This window comes from Xanthomonas sp. CFBP 8445 (assembly GCF_025666235.1).
In the GTDB taxonomy this organism is placed as follows: Bacteria; Pseudomonadota; Gammaproteobacteria; order Xanthomonadales; family Xanthomonadaceae; genus Xanthomonas_A; species Xanthomonas_A indica.
The window spans coordinates 221,053-246,568 of the sequence record NZ_CP102594.1 but is presented as its reverse complement, the minus strand read 5'-3'; the positions used below and the strand labels follow the sequence as shown (position 1 = coordinate 246,568).

Here is a 25,516-nt window from a genome sequence, read left to right as displayed (position 1 = left end):
GGCGGCGCTCACTCCCCCGCGGCGCAGCCCCCTCCCTGTTCCGCGCACACCTTCATGGCGCGTTGCAGCTCGGCCTCGCTCAGCTGCGGTGGCGGCCGCGCGATGGCGGCCTGGACCTGGTCGGGGCCGCCGGTCAGCGCGTGCAGGCCCTTGGCCGCCTTGCCGGCCAGGTAGTAGACGCCGAGCGCAATGTAGCCGCCGCTCTGGCTGACCTGCTCCACCGAGGGCGGCGGCCGCCAATCCTTGTCGAAGCGGTTGGGCGGTGGGGTCACCGGGTTCTTGAAGCGGTACAGGTCCAGCGGCTCGCTCTCGTCCGGCGGCAGCGCGCGCACTTCGCCGAGTGTCTGGATGTCGTCCTTGGCAGCAGCGGTGGCCGGTGGCGACATGGCGACGGATGCCGCGGGCGGCGCAGCGGCATCGGTCGCAGGCGCGGCCTGTTGCGCCTGCGCCTGGGTGCATGCGGCCAGCAATGCGACGGCCAGCAAGGCCCTCAGGCGCCGGCCGATCGGATCCGTTGTGTCCACGCTGTCCATGGCGCCCGAGCTTACGGACGCGGCGCGGCCTTCTCTAGCGCGTCGCCACCGCCGTTCACGTCGGCGACAGCGGGCGCAGGCACAGCCAGATCGCGCACCAGTGCGCCAGCGCGCCGCCCAGCACGTGCGCATGCCAAATGGCGCGGTTGTAGAGCATCGACTTGCGCACGTAGAAGGCCACGCCCACCGTGTAGATCGCGCCGCCGGCGGCGATCAGCCACAGCACCGGCGTGTCCAGCCCGGCCACGATCGGCTTGACCGCGGCCATCCCGGCCCAGCCCAGCAGCAGGTAGATCGCCACCCAGAAGCCCTTGGCGATGCCGGGCAGGAACAGCTTGGCGAATACGCCGAACAACGCCACGCCCCACACCGCCAGGGTCATCGACCAGACCCAGGCGCCGGACAGCGCCAGCACGAAGAACGGCGTGTAGGAGCCGGCGATCATCACGAAGATACCGGCGTGGTCGAGCTTGCGCAGCACCGGCTGGCGCTGCGGCGGGGCGAAGTTGTACGCCGCCGAGCAGGCGAACATGGTCAGCAGCCCCAGCGCGTAGATGCTGGTGGCCACGATCAGCGCGTCGTTGGCATGGGCGCGCCAGACCAGCAGCGCGCCGCCGACCACGGCCAGCAGCAGCCCGGCGGCGTGCACGAGCAGGTCGGCGCGGCGGGCGGCAGCGGTGCGGTAGTGCGGGGGAATCGGGGAAGCGGACACGGGCAAGGAAAATAGACGACAGGAGCCGCCGTTGCCGAGGGGGACGACAGGATACCTGTCGGTGGCGACAACGCATGCCACGCAACGGCAGCAACCTCACCCGGCGGCACAGCACCGAGGCGGCCAACCGCACTCACGCAACCGCCCCGCCTGAATCCGCTCAGCCTGCCCGCCTCGCCTCGGCGGTCCCCGTCTCATACCCTGAGACGCGATTTCGCTTCCCTGTTCCACTTTGAGAGCCGTGCCGATGCCCGCCCACGCCCTAGCCCCGCGCACCGAGGACGCCGAGCGCGCCCTGTCCACCACCGACGGGGTGCCCTCGCGCGATGGCGCCCTGCTCAGCGCGCGGCTGGAGCGCCGTTACCACGACCGCATCACCGGCAGCTTCACCATCCCCGGCCAGGCCGGCCGCTATGCGCCGATCCCCGACGACGTGCCGCCGGCGCTGGCCGCCGCACTGCGCGAGCGCGGCATCGCGCAGCTGTACAGCCACCAGGCCGAGGCCTGGGACGCAGCGCAGCGCGGCGAGCACGTGGCCATCGTCACCCCCACCGCCTCGGGCAAGTCGCTGTGCTACACGCTGCCGGTGGTGGCCGCGGCGATGACCGCGCAGGCCAAGGCGCTGTACCTGTTCCCGACCAAGGCGCTGGCGCAGGACCAGGTGGCCGAGCTGCTGGACCTCAACCGCGCCGGCGACCTCGGGGTGAAGGCCTTCACCTTCGACGGCGACACCCCCGGCGATGCGCGCCAGGCGATCCGCCTGCACGGCGACATCGTGGTCAGCAACCCGGACATGCTGCATCAGGCGATCCTGCCGCATCACACCAAGTGGGCGCAGTTCTTCGAGAACCTGCGCTACGTGGTGATCGACGAGATCCACACCTACCGCGGCGTGTTCGGCAGCCACGTCGCCAACGTGCTGCGCCGGCTCAAGCGCATCTGCGCGTTCTACGGGGTGACGCCGCAATTCATCCTGTGCTCGGCCACCATCGGCAATCCGCGCGCGCACGCCGAGGCGCTGATCGAGCAGCGCGTGCACGCCATCACCGACTCCGGCGCGCCCAGCGGCGACAAGCACGTGCTGCTGTGGAACCCGCCGGTGGTCAACGCCGACCTGGGCCTGCGCGCCTCGGCACGCTCGCAGAGCAACCGCATCGCCCGCATCGCGATCAAGTCCGGGCTCAAGACCCTGGTGTTCGCGCAGACGCGGTTGATGGTGGAGGTGCTGACCAAGTACCTGAAGGACATCTTCGACCACGACCCGCGCAAACCGCCACGCATCCGCGCCTACCGCGGCGGCTACCTGCCCAGCGAGCGCCGCGAGGCCGAGCGGGCGATGCGCGCCGGCAGCATCGACGGCATCGTCTCCACCTCGGCGCTGGAGCTGGGCGTGGACATCGGTGCGCTGGACGTGGTGGTGCTCAACGGCTACCCCGGCAGCGTCGCCGCCACCTGGCAGCGCTTCGGTCGTGCCGGGCGCCGCCAGCAGCCGGCGCTGGGCGTGCTGGTGGCCAGTTCGCAGCCGCTGGACCAGTACGTGGTGCGGCACCCGGACTTCTTCGCCGACGCCTCGCCCGAGCACGCCCGCATCGCCCCGGACCAGCCGCTGATCCTGTTCGACCACATCCGCTGCGCCGCGTTCGAACTGACCTTCGTCGCCGGCGAGGCGTTCGGCCCGGTGGACCCGGCGGTGTTCCTGGAAGCGCTGGCCGAGAGCGAGGTGGTGCACCAGGAAGGCGACCGCTGGGAATGGATCGCCGACAGCTACCCGGCCAATGCGGTGAGCCTGCGCTCGGTGGCCGACGGCAACTTCGTGGTGGTGGACAAGACCGACGGCAAGCAGCAGATCATCGCCGAGGTGGATTATTCCGCGGCGGCGCTGACCCTGTACGAGGGCGCCATCCACATGGTGCAGAGCACGCCCTACCAGGTGGAGAAGCTGGACTGGGAAGGACGCAAGGCCTACGTCACCCGCACCCACGTCGACTACTACACCGACAGCATCGACTTCACCAAGCTCAAGGTGCTGGACCGCTTCGACGGCGGCGCAGCCGGCCGCGGCGACGCGCACCACGGCGAGGTGCACGTGGTGCGGCGCGTGGCCGGCTACAAGAAGATCCGCTATTACACCCACGAGAACATCGGCTACGGCCCGGTCAACCTGCCCGACCAGGAACTGCACACCACCGCGGTGTGGTGGCAGTTGCCGCAGGCCACCCTGCTCAAGGCGTTCGGCAGCAAGCAGGATGCGCTGGATGGTTTCCTTGGCGCCGCCTACGCCCTGCACGTGGTGGCCACGGTGGCGGTGATGGCCGATGCGCGCGACCTGCAGCAGGCGGTGGGCGACGGCGACGGCGCCTGGTTCGCGGTGGCCGACGCCAAGGGCCGCGGTCAGCTGCGTGGCGGCGACAGCGGCGAACCGGCCAGCATCGAACTGCAGCAGTTCGTGCCCACCGTGTACCTGTACGACAACTTCCCCGGCGGCGTCGGCCTGAGCGAGCCGCTGTGGCGGCGCCAGGCCGAGCTGGTGCAGCGTGCGCGCGAACTGGTGCAGGGCTGCGACTGCGTGGCCGGCTGCCCGGCCTGCGTCGGCCCGGTGCTGGCGGCGCAGGAGGAAAGCGCGACCACGCCCCGGGCCCTGGCGCTGCGCGTGCTGCGCTTGCTGCTCGACGGCGAGGACGACGCGGCGCTGGACGCGCACGGCGCGACCACGATCGTCGCCGACGCAGACGCCGACGCGCTGCCGGAGTGGAGCGCATGAGCATCAGCCTGGAGCGCCTGCGCGCGCTGCGACGACAGGCCGGCGATGCCAGCGCCGAGCGCACGCCGGTGTCCTCCGGCAATCGCATCGCGGCCGACGCGTCTGCCGCGCCGCGCGCAGACACTGCCGCGGCGACGTCCATGCAAGCGCCGAGGCAGGCCGCGGCGCAGCCTCGCGAGGTCGCATCGCAGGCAACTGCACCGCCGGCCGCACGCACGTCACCCGCCCCCACGCGTGGTGGCGGCAACGATACCGCCGTGGCGCCGCCCATCGCCATCGCCCCGTTCGACCGCGGTGGCACCGATGTGTCCGCGCTGCGGCGCCTGCTCGGCCTGCGCGAGCGCGCCGTCGCGCCCGCCGCGGCGGCGGCCGCGCGCAGGCCGGCGGCGGCACCGGACCGGCACCTGCCCGGGGTGGAGATCGCACCCGGGCTGCACCTGATCGAGGCGTTCCTGCCGCAGCCGGTCCCCACCGGCGCGCTGTCGCTGGCCTTCGCCCGGCGCGAGGACGCGGTGGAGCCCACCGACCTGCTGTTCTTCGATACCGAGACCACCGGCCTGGCAGGCGGTACCGGCACGCGCGCCTTCATGATCGGCGCGGCCGACTGGACCGTGCATCCGGCCGATGGCCCGGGCCTGCGCATCCGCCAGTTGCTGATGGCCACGATGGGCGCGGAGAAGGCGATGCTGGAAGCGTTCCGCGCCTGGCTGCGGCCGGGCACCGTGCTGTCCAGCTACAACGGCCGCTGCTACGACGCACCGCTGTTGAAGACCCGCTACCGGCTGGCGCGCTGCGCCGATCCGCTGTCGGCGCTGGACCACGTGGACCTGCTGCATCCCACCCGCCGCCGTTACCGCGGCACCTGGGAGAACTGCAAGCTCGCCACCATCGAGCGGCAGTTGCTGCGGGTGGTACGCGAGGACGACCTGCCGGGCTCGGAAGCGCCGGCGGCGTGGCTGGGCTACCTGCGCGGCGGCAACGCGCGCAACCTGCGCCGCGTCGCCGCGCACAACCATCAGGACGTGGTCACGCTGGCGCTGCTGCTGCAGCGCCTGGTCGCCGCCGAGGCCGAGGAACGCGCACTGGCGGCGGTCGCATCGGCGTAGTCGCTGGGCCGGTGTAGTCCCTGGGCATGCGGGCGGCGCCTTGCCGACCTCATGAATGCTGCCTCGCGCGCTGCGCGCTGATGCGCACGACATGCTGCGGACGCGGCATGGGAGCCTTGCACGGGCAATGTATCCAGGGGTGCGACCGGTGCGGAAACGATGTGAGAAGCGTCCCGTCATGTGGGCGCGCACGCGGTGCGCGTGTAGGAGCGGCTTCAGCGCGACAGGCGTTGCCGGGAAAGGCCTCGCGGCTGAAGCCGCTCCTACAAGGCAACGGTAGGTCTCGCCAAGCAGCGACAGAAGGGAATGCTGCGGCGTCCTTCCATCGCAATAGGCTTTCCCGCGAACGCCTCGTCCAGACTGAAGTCGCTCCCACCATGCCTTGCCGACTGTCCCAGCGGGCTGCGCGTGGTTCGAGACGGCGCCGCGTCAACGCGAGAGCACGCCGCGCGCGCCAGGCGCGCGGCGTGCAGCAGATCACTCCAGCCGCTGCGCGCTGCCCGCAGCGATGGCCGCATCGAGCAGGCGGTCGACCTCGCGATCGATCTGCGCGCTCAATTCGCCCTGCCGCGTGCCCAGTTCGCCTTGCTGCCGGCCCAACGCGGCCTGCTGTTCGCCGAGCGCGCGCATCTTCGCCGACAGCGCGTCCTGGCGCTGCGCAAGCGCTGCCTGTGCATTCGCCTGCGCCTTGGCAGCGACGGCGTCCATGTCGATGCGCGCCAGCGCCCGCGCCGCGGCCTCCTGCGCCAGCTTGCCCTGTTCCCGGCCCAGCTCGCCCTGCTCGCGGCCCAGTGCGCCCTGGCGCTTGCCGAGTTCGCCCTGCTGCGCGCCCAGCTTGCCCATCGGCTCGAACAGCGCATCGAAGCGGGCCAGCAACGCAGGATCGTGCACCACATAGCGCGTGTCGCCGCGACGGAACCACAGGCCATCGCCCTGGGTCTCGCGCTTCATGGTGGCGAGCTGGTCGCTGCTGCCACTCATCGTCGAATGGTTGCCCTTGACCCGGACATACGACTGTTCGAGTTGACCGTTGCGGGTCTTCTGCACCGACCGCGTGCTGATCCGCGAGCCGATGGCCGGCGGCGCAGCGGGGACCGCCGGTGCCGGCCGCGCGAGCGGCGCGGGCGGCGGCAGCGGTGCGGCTGGCGGCAACGGTGCGGCCGGCGGCGGCGCGCGACGCGAGGTCGTCGCAGAAGTGGCGGAGGTGGCAGACATCGCCGAGGTCGCCGCACGCGGCGGCAGCGGCGTCCCGGGCACGTTGGCGGCACGGGCGGCGGTGCCGTCATCCATGGCCGTGTCGTTGTCCGTGTCGGCAGCATCGGCGGCGTCGGCCGCCTTCTCCGCTGCTTCGGCGGCTGCTTCGGCGGCTGCATCGGCAGCGGCCTCGGCGGCCTCGGCAGCCGCATCGGCCGCCTCGGCTGCGGCGTCGGCCTCGGCGGCGGTCGGTGCCGCTGCATGAGCGGAACCCGACTTGCTGGCAGGCGCGACGGAATGGCCGGGCTGGGCCACCAGACGCAACGGCGCCACGCCAAGCACGGTCACTGCGGTCAGGATCAGGGCCGCGCCCAGGCGCGGAAAAGCGGACGTGGTCTGCAGCATCAGCAATCTCCGTTTCAGGCTCAGGAAGGTCGGCGAAGCGCTGGCCAGGCCGGCGCTGGGCCGCGGCGCCACCCCCAGCTGCACCAGCAGCCGTGCGTAGTCGTGACGGCAATGACGGTGGCCGGCGACCACGGCTGCATCGCAGGCCGCTTCGCGGGCCAGGGCGTACTCGCGGTTGGCCAGGTGCACCAGCGGGTGGAAGAAGAACAGGTGCTGCGCCACCGCAGGCAGCAGGCCCCACCACAGGTCGCGGCGCTGCAGGTGCACCAGCTCGTGGGTCAGCGCCATGTCCAGGTCGTCGGCGCGCAGGCTGGCCATGCGCCGCGCCGGCAGCAGCAGCACCGGCCGCCACGGGCCGATCAGCTGCGGCGAATCGATGTGCGCACACAGCCGCAGCTGCGGCGGCTGGCGCAGGCCATGTGCCTCGGCCGCCAGGCGCAGCGCGCCGAGCAGGGCGGCGTCGGTGCACGGCGCCGCCTCGCGTGCACGCTGGCGGCTGCGGCGGTAGGCCAGGACGCTGTGCGCGGCGCAGACCAGCACGCCGGCCAGCCACAACGCCGCCAGCGCCTGCGCCCACGGCCAGGCGGCCAACGATGCCGTTGCCGGCGTGGCGGTGATCGCCGTGGTGGCGGTCGCGGCAGTCGCGTTGATGTTGACCTGCATGGGCGTCGCAGCCGACGTCGGCACGGTCGACGTCGCAGCGCGTGCCGGCGTTGCCGTCACCGTGGCGACAGCCGCCGGTGCTGCTGGCGCAGGCGCGGCCGGCAGTACCGGCAATTGCACCGCACCGGCCCACAGCAGGCCCAGCACGCTCTGCGCGGCCACCAGCCACCACAGCCGGCAACGCGTCGCCGCCGGCAGGGTCGGCAGCCAGCGGCACAGCGCCCAGACCAGCGCGACCAGCACCACCGTCTGCACACTGGTCGCCAACAGCCGCGACAGCAGAGTCTCGAACACGTCCGTCCCCAACAGGCTATGCATGGCTCAGTCCTCTCGCCGTTGCGATTGCAGTTTGGCCACCAGGGCCTCCAGTTCGGCCAGCTCCGTGTCGCTGACCTCGGCGCGCTGCGACATCCACGCCACGAACGGCGACACCGAGCCCTGCAGGGTCTTTTCGACGAAGCTGCCGACCGCACTGCGCACCACGTCGTCCTGGCCGCTGGTAGCGGCGTAGCGGTACACCCCCTGCACCTGGCGGCGGCGCAGATAGGCCTTGGCGCGCAGCCGCTCCATCATGGTCAGCACGGTCGAGCGTGCCAGCCCGCGCGCTTCGCCGAACCCGGCGGCGACCTCGCCGACGCTAGCATCGCCGTGCTCGGCGATGTACTGCAGCAGGGCCAGTTCCTGGTCCCCGATCGATTTGCGGCGCATCCGCCCACTCCGATGACTACACGTGTCGGCAAAGCTACCCATGACGACAACTGTCGTCAATAGGTCGCAGGTCATGGGCTGGCGGTCGGTGGGACATTTGAATGGGAGGATGCCCTTTCGGAGAGGACCCCTCTGCATAGGACTCACTGGCGATGCGCCGAGCGCCTTCTCATTGTAATGTAGGCTAGAACGTGAAACGCATTGGCGATGCCCACCGCTTTGCGTTAGCCATGGGAACGGCGACCTCTGGGGAAGAGGAATGATACGAACCATCAATATTCAGAATTTCCGAAGCTTCGATCCCGCATCAAGCACTGTGATTTCCTTTGAGCCGAACAAGCGCGTCGCTTACTTCTATGGTCTCAATGGCGCTGGAAAATCCGCAATTGGCCAAGTCATACAGGCCTGTGGCACGGGCCAAAATCCCATACCCAACTGCACTTTGAGCGTATTCCCTCAAGACACAAAGTACGAGTATCTGGTTTACAACGATCATTTCGTTGAAACCAATTTTCGCAACCGGAGCGATATGCCTGGGATCTTCACCATTGGTGATCCTGAGTCATCCGCACTGGAGGCTACTGAGGACTTAGAGCAAGAGGTCGCAACTTGGCGTGGGCAGCATGAAAACTTGGTAAAGCAACAGGAACTGCGTCAGGCGGAGGCAACCAATTCTCATGAAAACGCGATTCGCGGAGTCTGGAGGAGCTACACGGCGCTAAAAGATGGCCCATTCAAGCGCTGGCTACCATACGGAAATTCCAAACAGCGTTTCTTCGATGCGCTCCAGGCCTAGGCAAAGCTGGCCTATGATGGGGAGCCGCCGGACCTGGATAAGCTTAAACAGTTACTCATCGAGCTTGGCGACAGCAACTCGATGCCCAAGCCTCGTGTTGATGTTGATCTTCCCAACTTCAATCGTTTCGAACAGGACGAGATTTGGGCCGAGCCAATCATCGGCTCAAGCGACAGTGCTCTTTCGGCGATGATCAAGGACATCGCCAACTTCGACTGGGTCAGTCAAGGGCGATCCTACGTAGAACTAAGCCATAATCTCTGTCCGTTCTGCCAGCAGAGCCTTCCACCTGCGTTCCCGCAGGAACTTGCCAAGCTATTCGATGAAAGCTTTGAGAGGCGCGTGGAACGGACAAGGCAGCTTGCGTCCTCTTATGCTTCCAGTCTCGCTGGCCTTGAGCATGCAATTGCTAGCCTTTTGGAATCGGAAGCTTTTGCCTCTGAGACCGATGCCATTCGATTGGCTTGGGCAAACGCAAGTCGCCTTCTAAGCGAGAACGCCCAGCGTATGGCGGCTAAGTCGGGATCGCCGCAGAGTGCTATCGAACTTCACTCCACCCAGGCGCCGATGGCGATGCTTGAAGATGCGATCAATGAGGTCTCCAAGCGTGTCGATGAGCACAATCGCCGTTTGAGCCGCAGGCAGTCCGAACTGAACCGAATCGAGAATGGATTCTGGGCTCGTCTTCGCGAAGACAATGAAGGCATTCTAACCCTCTACAAAACCACATCAAGAAGCGCTACGGATGCACTTGAGGCGATACGTGAATCGAAAGCCCAGCTTCAATGGCAGATCAGCCAAGCAGAGCTGCGGCTAGTTGAACTTCGTGCGACTAGCGGCGGAACCGAAGAAGCGGTTGTCGCGATCAACACTAGACTGCAATCGCTAGGGGTCGACTCATTCAAGATCGAACGGCGTGAGGACGATCTGTACCAGCTGGTGCGCCCTGGCAAAGGACCGGATACGTACGGCTCACTGAGTGAAGGAGAAAAGACCCTTATCACTTTTCTTTACTTCGTCGAGCTGATCACGGGATCATCCACTTCAAGTACGTCCTCCCGCTTGGAAAAGAAGATCGTTGTCATTGATGATCCAATTTCAAGCCTGTCACATAACTTTGTGTACGACATTGCAGCCACGATTTCCCCGGGACATTATCGGGCTGAAGAACTCGCAGGATAAGCAGCTGAAGCAGGTGATTGTGCTTACACACAGTCTCTTCTTCCTCAATGAACTCATCAAGGTCAGCAAAAAAGCAGATCCTGCACAGCTGCAGCGGGTCATCAAGAAGCGCTACTCGGCGATCGTGCCAATGAAGATCGAGGATCTCAAGAATGACTACGAATCCTGGTGGCAGGTGGTGAAGGACGCCTATCAGGATCTGGTGAGTCCTGCCACAGTCGCCAATGCGATGCGGTGCATCCTGGAGCGGTTCTTCTACTTCACCAAACGGCAGGATTCATTCAATACAGTGATGGATAGACTCGCCGTGCAGGATCGCACCTTCTTTGCACTAAGCCGCTACTTGGCACATCACTCCCATGGTGACGCAAACACGTTGACCGACTTCGGCGAGTACGATGTCACCTACTGCCTCATCAAGTTCAAAGCGATCTTTGATGAACTGGGCTTCTCTGAACACCATCGCGTGATGGCAGGAATTCCGGAACCGGCTGCGGAGTAGGTGATACCACCCTCACTACGGTCTGCCATCCTGGCATAGCTCGAACGATCTCTAGTACCTCATGACAATCGCTAGATATCACGAGAAAACTTCTATGCGCGAGCATTGCTCCACGCAGCTAGCCGATTTTCTTGACGGTAGCGAGTGCGACGATCCCGCAACACATCCACTGTACATGCACTCGGCATAAAGCACTCTGCGATCGGCGCTGTCACTGCAACAGCACCGGCACCCTATACCCAGGTATCGCAACGCATACGCGTGGCAGGCAGCGCTGTACCAACGCGCAGTGGTGCAAGCGCACATGCGGTGCAAGAATTTCCTGCATCGCTTCACGCCGCTGTCTCCACCTCGGATAACGCGCTGTCGCGCGGATGCGCCGTTCGCCTTCATCGATTGGAGCGAACGGCCGCAAAGCCGCGCGCGACATCCCTGGTCCGCGCCGCACCGCCGGCGCCCTCCCATCGCAAACGCACAGCCAGCCGGACGCCGCCGCAAGGTCGCCGCCCAGCGCTGGGTGCGCGTCTGCGCCACCGCTTCCCCCTGCACGCTGGACCCGCCATGCACGTGACTTCCTTCCATCTTCGTGTCGCCGTTCTACCGCTGCCGGTACCGCATCGCCGCATTCGGCCCGGCACGCCGTCGTTGCTCTCCGCGGCGCTGGGCGCCTGCCTCGTCGCGTCGGCGGCGCACGCCACGGAGGCGGCCACCAGCGCCGATCCCGGCACCACCCCCACCACGCTGTCCGCGCTGGACGTGGTGGCCTCGCCGCATGCGGCAGCAGTGGCGCCTACGCAAGTGGTCGGCCCGAACCGCTACGTCATCAATGCCGGCGACATGGACGCCGACGTCGCCGGCAGCAACGGCCTGGCGCGGCTGAAGACCGTGCCCGGCGCCAGCTATACCGCCACCGATGGCCTGGGCCTGGACGTCTCCGCGACCAGCCTGTTCGTGCGCGGCTTCCGCATGAACGAAATGGGCATCACCTTCGAAGGCGTGCCGTTGAACGACAGCGGTTTCCTGTCGCTGACCGGGACCAGCGTGGTCAACGTCGGCGTGCCGGATGCCATCGGCTCCATCACCGTCAGCCCCGGCGCGGCACCGGTGAGCGTGTTCTCCAGCAGCGCCAACGGTGGCGCGCTGGAGTATCGCCTGGGCGAACCGAAGGACACGCCCGGCCTTCGCCTCAAGCAGGGGGTGGGCAGCGACGCGACCCGGGTCACCACGGTCTCGGTGCAAAGCGGGCAACTCGGCGATACCGGCCCGAAGGTGCAGGTGGACCTGCAACGGCTGGGCGCGGACAAATACCAGGGCGGCGGCACCCAACGCTTCCTGCGCGGCGACCTGAAGGCGACGCAGGACGTGGCCTGGGGCACGTTCACCGTGTTCCTGTCCGCCAGCCACGCGGCGATGTGGGGCTACAACAACCTGTCCTTCGATATGCTCGACAAGCTCGGTTGGCACGCCGACAGCGTCTATCCCGACTACGCCAAGGCCTATGCGGTCGCCCTGCCACAGAACGCCGGCGCGTCCTGTGGCGCCTACAGCTGCGGCGCGCTGGCCGGGCTGCTGCCGTACGACACCGGCCAGGTCACCGACGACCGCATCGCCTCGTTCGCGCACGATTTCCACATCTCCGACGCGCTCAGCGGGCGCGTGCAGTTCTACAGCGCACACAGCCGCACCCATGCCACGCTGAGCGATCCGACCACACCTTCGCCCAATGGCGCGCCGTTCTCCGAGCAGGTGCAGGCGCCGCACCTTCAGCGTAGCGGCGGCCTGCTCAGCCTGACCTACCTACTCGGCCGCCACACCCTCAGCGCCGGCTTCTGGGACGAGCGCTCCACCGCCGACGCGGCGACGTTCTGGTACACCGAGCCGCTGCTGGGGCAAGGCGTACCGCTGCGCACCATCGGGCCGTGGGACACGTACGGCCCGTCGTTCAAGACCGACAACGCCTCGCACTGGACCACCCGCGCGCGCCAGGCGTACGTGCACGACGACATCGCACTGAGCGACACGCTGGTGCTGGGCGTGGGCGCCAAGGCGGTGGATTTCCGCACCAGCGGTGGCGGTGTCGGCGATGCACCGGACCGGCCGGCGTCCGGCACGCTGCGCGCCAGGCGCGCGTTCCTGCCGCACTTGTCGCTGTTCTGGAGCCCGACCGCGCAGACCGATGGCTTCATCGACCTGGGCAGCGCGATGAACGGCTTCCGCGTCGCCCAGCGCGGCAACATCGGCTACACCGCCTCGGCCTGGACCGTGCCCGACCAGGCCATGTTCGACCGCCTCGCCCGCCACCTGCAGCCGGAGCAGGACTGGAACCTCACCGTCGGCGGCACCCATCGCCTCGACCGCGCCACCATCACCGCGGACGTGTTCTACGGCGACATCCGCCATCGCCTGCTGTCGGCCGCGGTCGGCACCCAGTTCGCGCAGGTCAACACCGTGCAGGTGATGCCGAGGATGCACACGTTCGGCGCCGACCTGGGCGCGACCGTCGACCTCACCCCGCACCTGCAGTTCTACCAGGGCGTGGCACTGGCGCGCTCGGTGTACGACCGCGATGTCGTCGTCGACGGCAGCGTCTACCCGATCCAGGGCAAGGCGCAGCCAGGCTACCCGCAACTGTCGCTGGTCAGCGACCTGTCGGCGCACCTGCGCCACTGGCGTCTCGGTGCCACCAGCACCGAGTACCTGCATCAGCCCTTCACCTACGAGAACGACCTGCGCGTGCCGGCGTTCTGGCAGGTCAACGCGTATACGGCCTACACGCTGGGCGTGGACAGCCGGCTGCCGGGCCTGGAGCTGCGCCTGGACGTGAGCAACCTGCTCGATCGCCACAACATCGGCACCGCCAACATCGCCGGCTCGGCATTCGCCGGCGACTACCAGACGCTGCAGCGCAGCGCGCCGCGGCAACTGCTGTTCAGTACGTCGCTGGCGTTCTGAGGGAGCGGCACGCGCACCCACGCCAGCGGCGCGCATGCATCGGGCTGACACGGCGTTCACGGCGGTGCCACGCCGGCACGACTAGAAGTTTCCGCACCGGTCCGCCGACGCATGCCGCGTCCGTCGGCACTCGCCACCACCCGTGGCGCCCCACGACCGCAGCGGCTTCTGGACAGCAGGACATCGGCATGAGCGACGATCCCCGCAACACCGGTTCGCCCGACCGCGACCGCATCAATCTCCACGAAGACTACGAAGTGCGCTACTGGACGCAGGCGCTGGGCGTGTCCGCCGACGAATTGCGCGCCGCGGTGCAGGCCGTGGGCAGCAGCGCCGCGGCGGTTCGCGCGCACCTGCGCAAGTGACGCGGGCCGGGCCCGCGCCATGAGCCTCGCCGACTACCGCCGCAAGCGCCGCTTCGACAAGACCCGCGAACCGGAGCCGGGCAAGCCGGTGCCGGCGGGGCAGCGGCCGATCTTCGTCGTGCAGCTGCATCACGCCAGCCGCCGCCATTACGATTTCCGCCTGCAGGTCGGCGATGCGCTGAAGAGCTGGGCGGTGCCCAAGGGGCCGAGCTACGACCCCAAGGTCAAGCGCATGGCGGTGGAGGTGGAAGACCATCCGCTGGACTACGCCAGCTTCGAGGGCGAGATTCCGCAAGGCGAATACGGCGGCGGCCACGTCGCCCAGTTCGATCACGGCGTGTGGAGCAGCGCGCACGACCCGGAAGCGCAGCTGGCCAAGGGTCACCTGCGCTTCGAGTTGTTCGGCGACAAGCTCAAGGGCGGCTGGCACCTGGTGCGCTCGGGCAAGCCGGCGCGGCAGCCGCAGTGGCTGCTGTTCAAGGAGGACGACGCCTTCGCCGGCGACCTGGAGGCCGACGACCTGCTGGCCGATGTCACCGCGGCGCCGGCGCAGGACGTCAAGCGCGCCGGCGCCGGCAAACCCAACAAACGCAAGGCCACGGTCGTCGCCGCACCGGGCCGCAAGGGCCGTCGGACGAACTGGGCCAAGCTCGCCCAGGCGCTGCCGGCGGCCGTGCCGGCCGCCGCACCGGACGGGCCCTTCGCCGCGCAACTCGCCCGGCTCGGCGACGCGCCGCCGCAGGGCGAACACTGGATCCACGAGATCAAGTGGGACGGCTACCGGATCCTGGCCACCGTCGCCGACGGCGTCGTGCGGTTGTGGTCGCGCAATGCGATCGAGTGGACCGACAAGATTCCCGAGATCCGCGACGCCATCGCCGCACTGGGCCTGCGTTCGGCAGCGCTGGACGGCGAACTGATCGCCGGCAAGGGGACCAAGGAGGACTTCAACCTGCTGCAGGCGGTGTTGTCCGGCGAGCGCCAGGGCAAGCTGGCGCTGGCCCTGTTCGACCTGTTGCACCTGGACGGGATCGACATCGCTGCCGCCCCGCTGTCCGAGCGCAAGGCATTGCTGCAGCGGCTGCTGCAGGGCGCCGATGCGCACCTGGCCTTCAGCTCGCACATCGACGGCGATGGCGACGCGGCGTTCCAGCTCGCCGGCGCGCAGCACTTCGAAGGCATCGTCTCCAAGCGCGCCGACCGCGGCTACCACGGCGGCCGCAGCGACGACTGGCGCAAGACCAAGCAGTTGCGCTCGGAGGAATTCGCGGTGGTGGGCTACACCGCGCCCAAGGGCAGCCGCAGCGGCTTCGGCTCGCTGCTGCTGGCGCGGCCGGATGCCGAGCACGGCTGGCTGTACGTCGGGCGCGTGGGCTCCGGCTTCTCCGACGCCTTGCTGCGCGAGGTGACCGCACTGATCGGCAAGGCCGGCAGCGCCACGCCCAGCGTGCACGTGCCGACCACCGAGACCGACCTGCGCAGCGCGCGCTGGTTCGCGCCGCGCTTCGTGGTGGAAGTGTTCTACCGCGGCGTCGGCGGGCAACAGTTGCTGCGCCAGGCCTCGCTGAAGGCGGTGCGCCCGGACAAGGACATCGCCGACCTGGGCGATCGCGACGCACCGGCGCCGCGCGCGGCAGCCGCGCGCGCAACACCGCCGGCCAGGAAAGCCAAGACGGACAAAACGGCCAAGGCGACCAAGGCGGCAAAGGCGGTCGGCGCGAAGGCCGCCAGCGCCAAACGCGGCGCAGCAGCGGCCGACAACGCGCGCACGCCGCCGACCCTGTCCAGCCCGGGCCGGGTCGTGTTCCCCGACATCGGCGCGACCAAGCGCGAAGTCTGGGACTACTACAACGCGGTGATGGACCACCTGCTGCCGGAGATCGCCGGGCGCCCGCTGTCGATCATCCGCTGCCCGGCCGGCGCCGAACGCGCGTGCTTCTTCCAGAAGCACCACACCGCCGGGCTGGAGCTGGTGTCGTCAGTGCGCTTGAAGGAGGAGAGCGGCACTCAGGCCGAGTATCTGGTGGTCGAGGATGCGGCCGGGCTGCTGGAACTGGTGCAGTTCAACGCCTTGGAGTTCCACCCCTGGGGGGCGCATGCGCAGCGCCCGGACGTGGCCGACCGCGTGGTGTTCGACCTGGACCCGGGGCCGGACGTGCCCTTCGCCGAGGTCAAGCGCGCGGCCACCGACATCCGCAAGCTGCTCGCGCAACTGGAGCTGGAGTCGTTCCTGCGCGTGTCCGGCGGCAAGGGCCTGCACGTGGTGGTGCCACTGGCACCGGGCTGCGACTGGGACCTGACCAAGCGCTTCGCCCATGGTTTCGCGGACGCACTGGCGCAGTCGCAACCCGAGCGCTTCCTCGCCACCGCCAGCAAGCGCCTGCGCAACCAGCGCATCTTCGTCGACTACCTGCGCAACGGCCGCGGCGCCACCGCGGTGGCCTCGTACTCGCTACGCGCGCGCGCCGGCGCGCCGGTGGCGATGCCGCTGGCCTGGAGCGACCTGCCCAAGCTGCACCGCGCCGACGCCTTCAAGCTGCGCGACGTCCCGGCCAAGCTGAAACGGCGTCGCAAGGATCCCTGGGCCGGGATCGAGGCGCTGAAGCAGAACCTGGCGCGCTGGGCCGAAGCAGAGTGAAACAAAGCCCCTCTCCCGTCGGGAGAGGGGTTGGGGTGAGGGTTCGGCGCGAAGCGACTCGCTGACCTGATCCACGCGGCTGCGCCCTTACCCTCATCCGCCCCTGCGGGGCACCTTCTCCCGATGGAGAAGGGAATCAAAGCCCCTCTCCCGCCGGGAGAGGGGTTGGGGTGAGGGTTCGGCGCGAAGCGACGCGCTGAGATCGAACACGAGCGACCCGTACCCTCATCCGCCCCTGCGGGGCACCTTCTCCCAGCGGGAGAAGGGAGTCAAAAGCCCCTCTGCCACCGGGAGAGGGGTTGGGGTGAGGGTCCGACCGCTAGCCAACGCACTGCCCAACCCACCCAGCAACTATCCCGTCGGCCCCCCCATCACCGGCAGGATCGCGCCATTGATGTAGCTGGCAGTAATCGGCGACGCCAGGAACACATAGGCCGGCGACAGTTCCTCCGGCTGCGCCGGGCGCCCCATCGGGTTCTGCTTGCCGAACTCGGCCACGTCCTCGGCGGACTTGTCGGCGGGGTTGAGTGGCGTCCACACCGGCCCCGGCGCAACCGCGTTGACGCGGATGCCGCGCGGTTGCAACTGGCTGGCCAGGGCCATGGTGAAGGCATGGATCGCGCCCTTTGTCGCCGAGTAATCCAGCAGCGACTTGCTGCCGAACAGCCCGGTCTCCGAGCCGCTGTTGACGATCGCCGCGCCGCGCTTGAGATGCGGCAACGCCGCGCGCGCCATGTGGAAATAGCCGGCGATGTTGGTCTGCAGCGTCTCCTGCAGATGTTCCTCGCTCAGGTCCTCCAGCGCATCGCAATGCAACTGGAAGGCGGCATTGTTGACCAGCACGTCGAGTCCGCCGAAGGCGCGCACGGTCTGCGCCACCGCGTCCTCGCAGAACGCCGGATCCTTCACGTCGCCGGCGATGGTGATGCAGCGGCGGCCTTCGTTCTCGACGTGCTGACGGGTGACCTGCGCATCCTCGTGTTCGTCCAGGTACAGCACCGCCACATCCGCGCCCTCGCGCGCGAACAGCACCGCCACCGCGCGGCCGATGCCCGAGTCGGCACCGGTCACGATCGCGCTCATGCCGCGCAGCTTGCCGCTGCCCACGTATTCCGGCGCCTCGAAGCGCGGCTGCAGCGCCAGCTCGTGCTCGTTGCCCGGCTTGGCCAAGTGCTGCTTGGGCATGCGCTGCGGCTGCTTGCGCGGCCCGGCCTGGCCAGCGTCGCCCGCCTTGGCGCGCTTGGGCTTGGGCTTGGGCTTGGCGTCGCCGGCATCGACCGCGCGCTGCAGCGCGCGCTGCTGCTGCGCGGTCTTGGCGCTGGACGAGGATGCGGCGCTACTGCGCTTGGATGGGGCGGACGGGGTCGCGGCAGGACGCTTGCGGGAGGCCATCGGCAGTACTCCGGGTGCGGGAGGAGGACGCGGTGGCGCAGCCCTCCTCGAAGGGAAGGAAGAGGGCGTCACTCAGGCGCGGTCGGCCAGACCGCTGACGCCGGCGTGCTGGGCACAATGCGCGCAGCAGAACATGCGCTCGCCGGCCTGCACGCCGTGGCCGACGATGCGGCAATCGCAGTGGCTGCAGCGCGGGGCGAAAGCGTGGATGGCGCACTCGAACGAATCGAAGGTGCCGCTGCGCGCGCCCTGGGTCAGGGTGAAGGCCTGGTCGTAGTCGTTTCCGCAGACATCGCAGGTGGCCATGATCGGCTCCGGTTGCTGGGGGAATCCCGAGTCTGGCCCCGCCGGCGGCCACGACCGGTGAAACCGCCGGGGCGATCTCTTCATGCCGCGCAAACATGCGCCGCGACAGGCTCGCGCCATCGATCGAAGGAGACGCCCATGATCCGCCACCCGCTTGCCCACCTCGCCCCGTTCGCCGCCGTGCTGCTACTCGGCGCCTGCAGTACCACTCAGGTGGCGCAGGTGCAGCCGATCGACGGCGTCATCTCCGGCCAATGCCATATCGACAAGGTGCGCGGCGCGGTCGGCCTGGCCGCCTCGCGCATGACCGTCGAACGCGCCCGGGTCGACAGCGACAGCCTCAAGGTGCAGGTGGTCAAGAGCAGCGTCACCGACAACGGCGCCACCTCCAGCGGCGTGGACAGCCCCAACCGCGGCGCCCGCGAAACCGGCGGCGACCGCCTGACGGTCGAGATCGGCCCGACCAACAACATCACCACCGTCTACTGCGGCTGATCCGCGTCGCCGGCTTGGCCCGCCGCGCCTGAGGGCAGCGTCATCCGCTCAGGCGCGCTTGCGTGCCCTGGGCGCGGCCTTGCGCTTGCCGCGATGACCGCTGCCCTGCGCGCTCGCCGCCACGCCCTTGCGCGTGGTCCGAGCAACCTTGCGCAGCGGCGGCGCCTTCGCCGCGGTGCGGCCGGCGGCCTTGGCCGCCTTGCGCGCCGCGGTGCGGGCCCGCCCCAGATACTTCAGCGTGATCAGGTCCCACTGCCGCTCGCCGCGCACGCCCTCGCACAGCCCGTGCAGGCGGCCACAGCGCCAGCCGTCGAACACGCACGGATCGATATAGGCCTTGCGGCACACCGCCGGGGTATTGCCCAGCGCCTCGGCCACCTCGCGGATCACCGCGTTCTGCGCCTGCGCCAGCGCGCGCTCTCCGCCCGTATCCGGCAGCGGCAGCGCGGCCAGCCGCTGCAGCGCGGCGCGGGTGCCGCCCCAGGTGCGGAAGTCCTTGGCGGTGAAGCTTTCGCCCATCGCCTCGCGCAGGTAGTCGTTGACCTCGCCCGAATCCACCGGCTGCAGCTGGCCGTCGTCGTCGCGGTACTGGAACAACGCCTGCCCGGGCAGTTGCTGGCAGCCGCGGATCAGCTTGACCAGGTGCACGTCGTCGACCTCGATGTCGTGCTCCTGGCCGCCCTTGCCGCGGAACTGCAGCCGCGCGCGGCCGCCCTTGACGAAGGCCAGGTGGCGGTTGCGCAGCGTGGTCAGGCCGTAGGAGCGGTTGCTGCGTGCGTATTCGGCGTTGCCCACGCGCACCAAAGTCTCGGCCATCAGCGCCACCACCATCGCCAGCACCTTGTCGCGCGGGTAGCCGGGCAGCGCCATGTCGCGGCGCAGGCGCCGGCGCAGCCGCGGCAGGGCCTGGCCGAAGGCGACGATGCGCTCGAACTTGCCGTCGCCGCGCACCTGCGCCCAGTCGGCGTGGTAGCGGTACTGCTTGCGCCGGCGCGCGTCGCGGCCGGTGGCCTGCAGGTGGCCGTTGTCGCGCGTGCAGATCCACACCTCGGTATAGGCCGGCGGGATCGCCAGCTGGCGGATGCGCTGCAAGGTGGCGGCGTCGCGCACCGCACTGCCGTCGGGCATGCGATAGCCGAAGCCCTTGCCGGCACGGCGGCGGACGATGCCTGGCTCCTGGTCGCTGACGTAGACCAGGCCCGCGCTGCTGGCGGCCTGGCGGGACTGCCGGGCACGCGCCGCCTCGGCCGCGGCGGTGGAACGGGACGGGTTGGACATCGGACCTCCGGAAGCCGGAACCGCGGCCAGCGCCGCCGGTTCCACGAGCCCGGATTGTCGGCAGCGCAGCGGCTACGGCGCGTGATGCCCCGTCGTTGCACCGCTTAACGTGTGGCGAACGCGCCATGTCCGATGCTGCCGGTGTTGGACGTGCGTCGCGCCGGCAGACACCGCAACGGCCGTCGGCGCATCGGCGGTGCCGTTCGCCGCCGATGGCCGCGGCCGGTCTCAAGCGCGGCGCACGGTCCAGGGATGTCATGCACGTGGAGGCGGGACGCGGTGGCGATGCGCGATGCGGAGCGGTTGGTGTGCGGAGTGCGGGCCCCGGGCCGGCGCCAGGGCGCACGCCTTCGCACCGCATCGCGGGTGCTCCGCACTCGTCTCACGGGCATCACACACTCTATGCTGCACCCATCCTCCCTCCATCCATCAGGAGCCCCGATGAGCACACCCCTTTCCTCCCGTGCGTCCACGCGTGTCGGCCTGCTCGGCACGGCCTGCCTGGCGCTGGCCCTGGCCGCCTGCGGCGCGCCGCCGCCTGACGAGCAGGAACAGGTGACCGCCAAGGCCCAGGCCGCCGCGCAGCAGGCCGCCGCGCCGGACCCGGCCAATGCCCCGGACGCGCCGCCCGTAGGGACCTGCGATGCCTCGCAGGCACAGGGGCTGGTCGGCCAGGCCGCCGAGCAGGCGCTGCTGGACCAGGCGCGCAGCGACACCGGCGCCAAGAGCGTGCGCGTGCTCAAGCCGAACCAGGCGGTGACCATGGAGTTCAACGGCGAACGGCTCAACATCGAGGTCGACGAGAAGAACCAGATCACCGGCGTGCGCTGCGGCTGAGCGCTCGGCCAAGACCCCGGCGCGGCGGCGGCGACACGGCCGCCGCCAGCGCTGAAGTTGCAGGTGTAACGGTGTATTGCGGCACCGCACCAACTATGTTTTAGTCGGGATTCCGGTGACCTCAAGAAGCGCTCCAGGAGAGAGCGGGGGCGAGTGTCGCCGCGTTCCTTCGGATCGCTTTCAGAGGCAGACATGGCCCCCCGCAACCGCCACGGGCTCTACGACCCCCAAGACGAGCGCGATGCCTGTGGTTTCGGCATGGTCGCGCAGCTCGACGACCAACCTTCGCGGGCGCTGGTGGATACCGCCATCGCCGCCCTCTCGCGCATGACCCATCGCGGCGGTGTCGCCGCCGACGGCCTCACCGGCGACGGCTGCGGCCTGCTGATCCGCAAACCCGAGCCGTTCCTGCGCGCGCTGGCGCGCGAGGCCGGCCTGAGTGTCGGCGCGCGCTTCGCCGCCGGCAACGTGTTCCTGCCGCGCGACGCAGACGATGCCGCGCGCTGCCGTCAGGTGCTGGAAGAGGAACTGCGCCGCGTCGACGTGCAGCCGTGCGGCTGGCGCCTCACCCCCACCGACGATGCGGTGTGCGGACAGCTGGCCAAGGACACCCTGCCGCGCATCGAACAGGTGTTCGTCGACGCCGGCGCCGAGCAAAGCGAGGACGCCTTCGCCCTGGCCCTGTTCCTGGCGCGCCGCCGCGCCGAGCAGCGGCTGCGCGAGGTCGGCGATTTCTACGTCACCACGCTTTCGCCCAACGGCATCAGTTACAAGGGCATGGTGCTGCCGGACAAGCTCAGCACCTTCTACCCGGACCTGCAGCGCAACGACCTGGCCTCCAGCGCCATCGTGTTCCACCAGCGTTTCTCCACCAACACGCTGCCGCGCTGGCCGCTGGCGCACCCGTTCCGCCTGCTCGCGCACAACGGCGAGATCAACACCATCGAGGGCAACCGGCACTGGGCGCAGGCGCGCAGCAAGGTGTGGAAGACTCCGCGCTTCGACATCGCCGAGCTCGACCCGGTGATCTCGATGCATGGCTCCGACTCGCAGAGCCTGGACAACATGCTCGAGCTGCTGGTCGCCGGCGGCATGGACCTGCTGCAGGCGCTGCGCATCCTGGTGCCGCCGGCCACCCAGTCGCTGGAGTTCAAGGACGCCGACCTGGCCGCGTTCTACGAGTTCTACGGGCTCAACACCGAGCCGTGGGACGGCCCGGCCGGCATCGTCGCCTGCGACGGCCGCTACGCCGCGTGCATGCTCGACCGCAACGGCCTGCGCCCGGCGCGCTGGATGCTGACCTCCGACCGGCATTTCCTGGTCGCTTCCGAAGCCGGCGTGTGGGAACTGCCGGCCGAGCGCGTCACCCGCAAGGGCAAGCTCGGCCCCGGCGAGATGATGGCCATCGACCTCAAGCGCGGCGACCTGCTCGATTCCGACGCCATCGACCGCATCAACCGCGGCCGCGCCCCGTACAAGCAATGGCTGCAGCAGGGCGTGACCTACCTGCAGACCGAGCTGATCGATCCCTCGCTGGTCGAGGAGCCGTTCGACGAGCGCACCCTGCGCAGCTACCACAAGTTGTTCCAGCTCAGCACCGAGGAAGTGGAGCAGGTGCTGCGGCCGCTGGCCGAGACCGAGCAGGAAGCCACCGGCTCGATGGGCGACGACACCCCGATGGCGGTGCTCAGCCGCCACACCCGGCCGCTGTACGACTACTTCCGCCAGGCCTTCGCGCAGGTCACCAACCCGCCGATCGACCCGTTGCGGGAAGACTGCGTGATGTCGCTGACCACCCAGCTCGGCAAGGAGACCAACATCTTCCATGCCGGCCCGGAGACGGTGAACCACGTCATCCTCAACTCGCCGGTGCTCAGCCAGCGCAAGCTGCGGCAGTTGCTGAAGATGGAGCAGTACCAGACCCGCAACGCGCAGATCGACCTGTCCTACAGCGTCGAGGAAGGCCTGGAGGCCGGGCTCAGGCGCATCTGCGCCGAGGCCGAACAGGCCGCGCGCGACGGCAAGGTCATGCTGCTGCTGACCGACCGCTACCCGGTGCCGGAGCGGCCGATGGCGCACGCGCTGCTGGCCACCGGCGCGGTGCACCACCACCTCTCGCGGGTCGGCCTGCGCTGCGACGTCAACCTGATCATCGAGACCGGCACCGCGCGCGATCCGCACCACATGGCCTGCCTGCTCGGCTTCGGCGCCACCGCGGTGTATCCGTACTTGGCCTACCAGACCCTGTTCGACCTGGGCCGGCGCGGCATCCTGCTGCTCAAGAGCGGCGGCGAGCAGACCCAGATCGGCCGCAAGTACCGCAAGGGCATCTACAAGGGCCTGTCCAAGATCATCTCCAAGATGGGCATCTGCACCATCGCCAGCTACCGCGGCGCGCAGTTGTTCGAGATCGTCGGGCTGGATCCGGACGTGGTGGCGCTGTGCTTCCCGGACACCGCCGCGCGCATCGGCGGCGTCGGCCTGGCGCGGCTGGACACCGAGGCGCGGCAGCTCGCCGCGCGCGCCTGGAACGACCTGCTCAAGCCGGAAGTGGGCGGCTTGCTCAAGTACGTGCACGGCGGCGAGTACCACATGTACAACCCGGACGTGGTGCTGACCCTGCAGCGCGCCACCCGCAGCGGCCTGCAGGCCGACTGGGACGCCTACGCGGCCGCGGTGCACGGGCGCCCGGCCTCGGCCCTGCGCGACCTGCTGCAGCTCAAGCGCGCGGCTACGCCGACGCCGCTGGACGAGGTGGCCCCGGCCGAAGACCTGCTGCGCCGTTTCGACACCGCCGCGATCAGCCTCGGCGCGCTGTCGCCGGAGGCGCACGAGGCGCTGGCGATCGCGATGAACCGCCTCGGCGGGCGCAGCAATTCCGGCGAAGGCGGCGAAGACCCGGCGCGCTACGGCACCGAGAAGCGCTCCAAGATCAAGCAGGTGGCCTCCGGCCGCTTCGGCGTCACCCCCGAGTACCTGGTCAATGCCGAGGTGCTGCAGATCAAGGTCGCGCAGGGCGCCAAGCCCGGCGAAGGCGGCCAGCTGCCCGGCCACAAGGTCAACGAACTGATCGCGCGGCTGCGCTACGCCAAGCCGGGCATCGGCCTGATCTCGCCGCCGCCGCACCACGACATCTACTCGATCGAAGACCTCGCGCAACTGATCTACGACCTCAAGCAGGTCAATCCCAGCGCGCTGGTGTCGGTGAAGCTGGTCAGCCATGCCGGCGTGGGCACCATCGCCGCCGGCGTGGTCAAGGCCGGCGCCGACCTGATCACCGTGTCCGGCCACGATGGCGGCACCGGTGCCAGCCCGGTCAGCTCGATCCGCTATGCCGGCGTGCCGTGGGAACTGGGCGTGGCCGAGTCGCACCAGGCGCTGGTCGCCAACGACCTGCGCGCGCGCACCATCCTGCAGACCGACGGCGGCCTGAAGACCGGCCTGGACGTGGTCAAGGCGGCGATCCTGGGCGCGGACAGCTTCGGCTTCGGCACCGGGCCGATGATCGTGCTCGGCTGCAAGTACCTGCGCATCTGCCACCTCAACAACTGCGCCACCGGCGTGGCCACCCAGGACGAGCGCCTGCGCGCCAACCACTTCGTCGGCCTGCCCGAGCGCGTGGAGAACTTCTTCCGGCTGCTGGCCGAGGAAGTGCGGCAATGGCTGTCGTACCTGGGCGTGCGTTCGCTGGACGAGATCGTCGGCCGCACCGAACTGCTGCAGCAGCTGGACATCTCGCCGCGCGAAGGCGTGCGCGTTGACCTGTCGCGGCTGCTCAAGGACGTGCGCCACGACGGCGGCCACTGCGCCGCGCAGCGCCTGTACGAATCGCCGGACAGCCTGGCCACGCAGATGGACGGCCTGCTCGCCGACGCCATCGCGCACAAGCGCGGCGGCGACCATCGCTTCCTGATCCACAACACCGACCGTTCGATCGGCGCGCGCCTGTCCGGCACCATCGCCCGCGTCCACGGCAACCACGGCATGGACGATGCGCCGCTGACCCTGCGCTTCCGCGGTTCGGCCGGGCAGAGTTTCGGCGCGTTCAACGCCGGCGGCCTGCACCTGGAACTGGAAGGCGAGGCCAACGACTACGTCGGCAAGGGCATGGCCGGCGGCCGCCTGGTGGTGCGTCCGCCGCGCGGCGCGCGCTTCGAGGCGCGCAGCACGGCGATCATCGGCAATACCTGCCTGTACGGCGCCACTGGTGGCGAACTGTATGCGGCCGGCCGCGCCGGTGAGCGCTTCGCGGTGCGTAACTCCGGCGCGCTGGCGGTGATCGAGGGCGCCGGCGACCATTGCTGCGAGTACATGACCGACGGCATCGTGCTGGTGCTGGGCAAGGTCGGGCTGAACTTCGGCGCCGGCTTCACCGGCGGCCTGGCCTACGTGCTCGATGTGGACCGCGACTTCGTCGACCGCTACAACCACGAACTGATCGACATCCACCGCATCTCCGCCGAAGGCTTCGAGAGCCACCGCCAGCACCTGCACAAGCTGATCAGCCGCCACCGCGAGCTGACCGGCAGCATCTGGGCGCAGCAGATCCTCGACGAATTCCGCGACTACGTCGGCAAGTTCTGGCTGGTCAAACCGAAGGCGGCGAGCATCGAGTCGTTGACGGAGTCGCTGCGCCGAGCCGCCTGATGGCGGCCCGTCGCAGCGACGGGATTGGGGAGTCGGGATTCGGG

The 25,516-nt window shown here is 69.1% G+C and carries 16 protein-coding genes and 1 pseudogene; 10 read left to right on the top strand and 7 right to left on the bottom strand.

The annotated features are described in order from the left end of the window. Positions 1–8 precede the first annotated feature (8 nt). Both NUG21_RS01090 and NUG21_RS01085 read right to left on the bottom strand, forming a co-directional pair. Complete coding sequence (locus NUG21_RS01090) at positions 9–533, bottom strand: hypothetical protein (RefSeq protein WP_263392047.1); 525 nt, start codon at positions 531–533, stop codon at positions 9–11. A 55-nt stretch (positions 534–588) separates the two neighbouring features. Then, positions 589–1,251 carry a PAQR family membrane homeostasis protein TrhA gene (locus tag NUG21_RS01085; RefSeq protein WP_184502824.1) on the bottom strand — a complete coding sequence of 221 codons (663 nt, stop codon included), beginning with the start codon at positions 1,249–1,251 and terminating at the stop codon, positions 589–591. A 241-nt stretch (positions 1,252–1,492) separates the two neighbouring features. Here NUG21_RS01085 and NUG21_RS01080 point away from each other — a divergent pair, with 241 nt between their 5' ends. Both NUG21_RS01080 and NUG21_RS01075 read left to right on the top strand, forming a co-directional pair. Next, positions 1,493–4,006, top strand: coding sequence for a DEAD/DEAH box helicase (locus tag NUG21_RS01080; RefSeq protein ID WP_242081554.1), 2,514 nt, complete (start codon positions 1,493–1,495; stop codon positions 4,004–4,006). Further along, positions 4,003–5,112, top strand: a complete 1,110-nt coding sequence (locus tag NUG21_RS01075; RefSeq protein WP_263392046.1) for a ribonuclease H-like domain-containing protein — start codon at positions 4,003–4,005, stop codon at positions 5,110–5,112. Before NUG21_RS01080 ends, NUG21_RS01075 begins: the two co-directional genes overlap by 4 nt. A gap of 477 nt (positions 5,113–5,589) precedes the next feature. On the opposite strand, the gene NUG21_RS01070 is transcribed toward NUG21_RS01075, so the two are convergent. Both NUG21_RS01070 and NUG21_RS01065 read right to left on the bottom strand, forming a co-directional pair. Next, positions 5,590–7,692, bottom strand: coding sequence for a M56 family metallopeptidase (locus NUG21_RS01070; protein WP_263392045.1), 2,103 nt, complete (start codon positions 7,690–7,692; stop codon positions 5,590–5,592). Positions 7,693–7,695: 3 nt separating this feature from the next. Beyond that, complete coding sequence (locus NUG21_RS01065) at positions 7,696–8,082, bottom strand: BlaI/MecI/CopY family transcriptional regulator (RefSeq protein ID WP_017909741.1); 387 nt, start codon at positions 8,080–8,082, stop codon at positions 7,696–7,698. A gap of 259 nt (positions 8,083–8,341) precedes the next feature. Here NUG21_RS01065 and NUG21_RS01060 point away from each other — a divergent pair. From NUG21_RS01060 to ligD, 5 genes and pseudogenes are all read left to right on the top strand, one after another. Further along, positions 8,342–10,060, top strand: a pseudogene (locus NUG21_RS01060) (AAA family ATPase). A gap of 13 nt (positions 10,061–10,073) precedes the next feature. Next, on the top strand, positions 10,074–10,562 hold the full coding sequence (locus tag NUG21_RS01055; RefSeq protein WP_263392044.1) for an AAA family ATPase: 489 nt from the start codon (positions 10,074–10,076) through the stop codon (positions 10,560–10,562). 624 nt (positions 10,563–11,186) lie between these two features. After that, positions 11,187–13,514, top strand: a complete 2,328-nt coding sequence (locus tag NUG21_RS01050; RefSeq protein ID WP_317852480.1) for a TonB-dependent receptor — start codon at positions 11,187–11,189, stop codon at positions 13,512–13,514. Between the two features lie 188 nt (positions 13,515–13,702). Further along, positions 13,703–13,879, top strand: a complete 177-nt coding sequence (locus tag NUG21_RS01045; RefSeq protein WP_019796493.1) for a DUF3606 domain-containing protein — start codon at positions 13,703–13,705, stop codon at positions 13,877–13,879. Positions 13,880–13,898: 19 nt separating this feature from the next. Further along, positions 13,899–16,517: a DNA ligase D gene (ligD, locus tag NUG21_RS01040; protein WP_263392042.1), complete on the top strand. Its 2,619-nt coding sequence runs from the start codon at positions 13,899–13,901 to the stop codon at positions 16,515–16,517. Positions 16,518–16,868: 351 nt separating this feature from the next. Here ligD and NUG21_RS01035 read toward each other — a convergent pair whose 3' ends face one another. Together NUG21_RS01035 and NUG21_RS01030 are read right to left on the bottom strand one after the other, a co-directional pair. Continuing rightward, positions 16,869–17,909 (bottom strand): SDR family oxidoreductase, encoded by a 1,041-nt coding sequence (locus NUG21_RS01035; protein WP_263392041.1) that lies wholly within the window; start codon positions 17,907–17,909, stop codon positions 16,869–16,871. Between the two features lie 72 nt (positions 17,910–17,981). Continuing rightward, entirely contained in the window at positions 17,982–18,215 is a 234-nt protein-coding gene (locus NUG21_RS01030; RefSeq protein ID WP_019797504.1) for a metallothionein, read from the bottom strand. Between the two features lie 138 nt (positions 18,216–18,353). On the opposite strand from NUG21_RS01030, the gene NUG21_RS01025 reads away from it, so the two are divergent. Beyond that, entirely contained in the window at positions 18,354–18,710 is a 357-nt protein-coding gene (locus NUG21_RS01025; RefSeq protein ID WP_242081560.1) for a hypothetical protein, read from the top strand. 48 nt (positions 18,711–18,758) lie between these two features. On the opposite strand, the gene NUG21_RS01020 is transcribed toward NUG21_RS01025, so the two are convergent. Continuing rightward, positions 18,759–19,988: a DNA topoisomerase IB gene (locus NUG21_RS01020; protein ID WP_263392040.1), complete on the bottom strand. Its 1,230-nt coding sequence runs from the start codon at positions 19,986–19,988 to the stop codon at positions 18,759–18,761. 441 nt (positions 19,989–20,429) lie between these two features. Here NUG21_RS01020 and NUG21_RS01015 point away from each other — a divergent pair, with 441 nt between their 5' ends. Both NUG21_RS01015 and gltB read left to right on the top strand, forming a co-directional pair. Beyond that, positions 20,430–20,825: an I78 family peptidase inhibitor gene (locus NUG21_RS01015; RefSeq protein ID WP_160947937.1), complete on the top strand. Its 396-nt coding sequence runs from the start codon at positions 20,430–20,432 to the stop codon at positions 20,823–20,825. Positions 20,826–21,017: 192 nt separating this feature from the next. Then, entirely contained in the window at positions 21,018–25,472 is a 4,455-nt protein-coding gene (gene gltB / locus NUG21_RS01010) for a glutamate synthase large subunit (RefSeq protein ID WP_263392039.1), read from the top strand. The last annotated feature ends 44 nt before the right edge of the window (positions 25,473–25,516 follow it).

Excerpts from the sequence above, each read along its gene's own strand:
- NUG21_RS01015 (WP_160947937.1), top strand. The coding sequence starts at position 20,430 with ATGAGCACACCCCTTTCCTCCCGTGCGTCCACGCGTGTCGGCCTGCTC.
- NUG21_RS01090 (WP_263392047.1), bottom strand. The coding sequence starts at position 533 with ATGGACAGCGTGGACACAACGGATCCGATCGGCCGGCGCCTGAGGGCC.
- ligD (WP_263392042.1), top strand. The coding sequence starts at position 13,899 with ATGAGCCTCGCCGACTACCGCCGCAAGCGCCGCTTCGACAAGACCCGC.
- NUG21_RS01035 (WP_263392041.1), bottom strand. The coding sequence starts at position 17,909 with ATGGCCTCCCGCAAGCGTCCTGCCGCGACCCCGTCCGCCCCATCCAAG.
- gltB (WP_263392039.1), top strand. The coding sequence starts at position 21,018 with ATGGCCCCCCGCAACCGCCACGGGCTCTACGACCCCCAAGACGAGCGC.
- NUG21_RS01075 (WP_263392046.1), top strand. The coding sequence starts at position 4,003 with ATGAGCATCAGCCTGGAGCGCCTGCGCGCGCTGCGACGACAGGCCGGC.
- NUG21_RS01030 (WP_019797504.1), bottom strand. The coding sequence starts at position 18,215 with ATGGCCACCTGCGATGTCTGCGGAAACGACTACGACCAGGCCTTCACC.
- NUG21_RS01045 (WP_019796493.1), top strand. The coding sequence starts at position 13,703 with ATGAGCGACGATCCCCGCAACACCGGTTCGCCCGACCGCGACCGCATC.
- NUG21_RS01025 (WP_242081560.1), top strand. The coding sequence starts at position 18,354 with ATGATCCGCCACCCGCTTGCCCACCTCGCCCCGTTCGCCGCCGTGCTG.
- NUG21_RS01020 (WP_263392040.1), bottom strand. The coding sequence starts at position 19,988 with ATGTCCAACCCGTCCCGTTCCACCGCCGCGGCCGAGGCGGCGCGTGCC.
- NUG21_RS01080 (WP_242081554.1), top strand. The coding sequence starts at position 1,493 with ATGCCCGCCCACGCCCTAGCCCCGCGCACCGAGGACGCCGAGCGCGCC.
- NUG21_RS01065 (WP_017909741.1), bottom strand. The coding sequence starts at position 8,082 with ATGCGCCGCAAATCGATCGGGGACCAGGAACTGGCCCTGCTGCAGTAC.
- NUG21_RS01070 (WP_263392045.1), bottom strand. The coding sequence starts at position 7,692 with ATGCATAGCCTGTTGGGGACGGACGTGTTCGAGACTCTGCTGTCGCGG.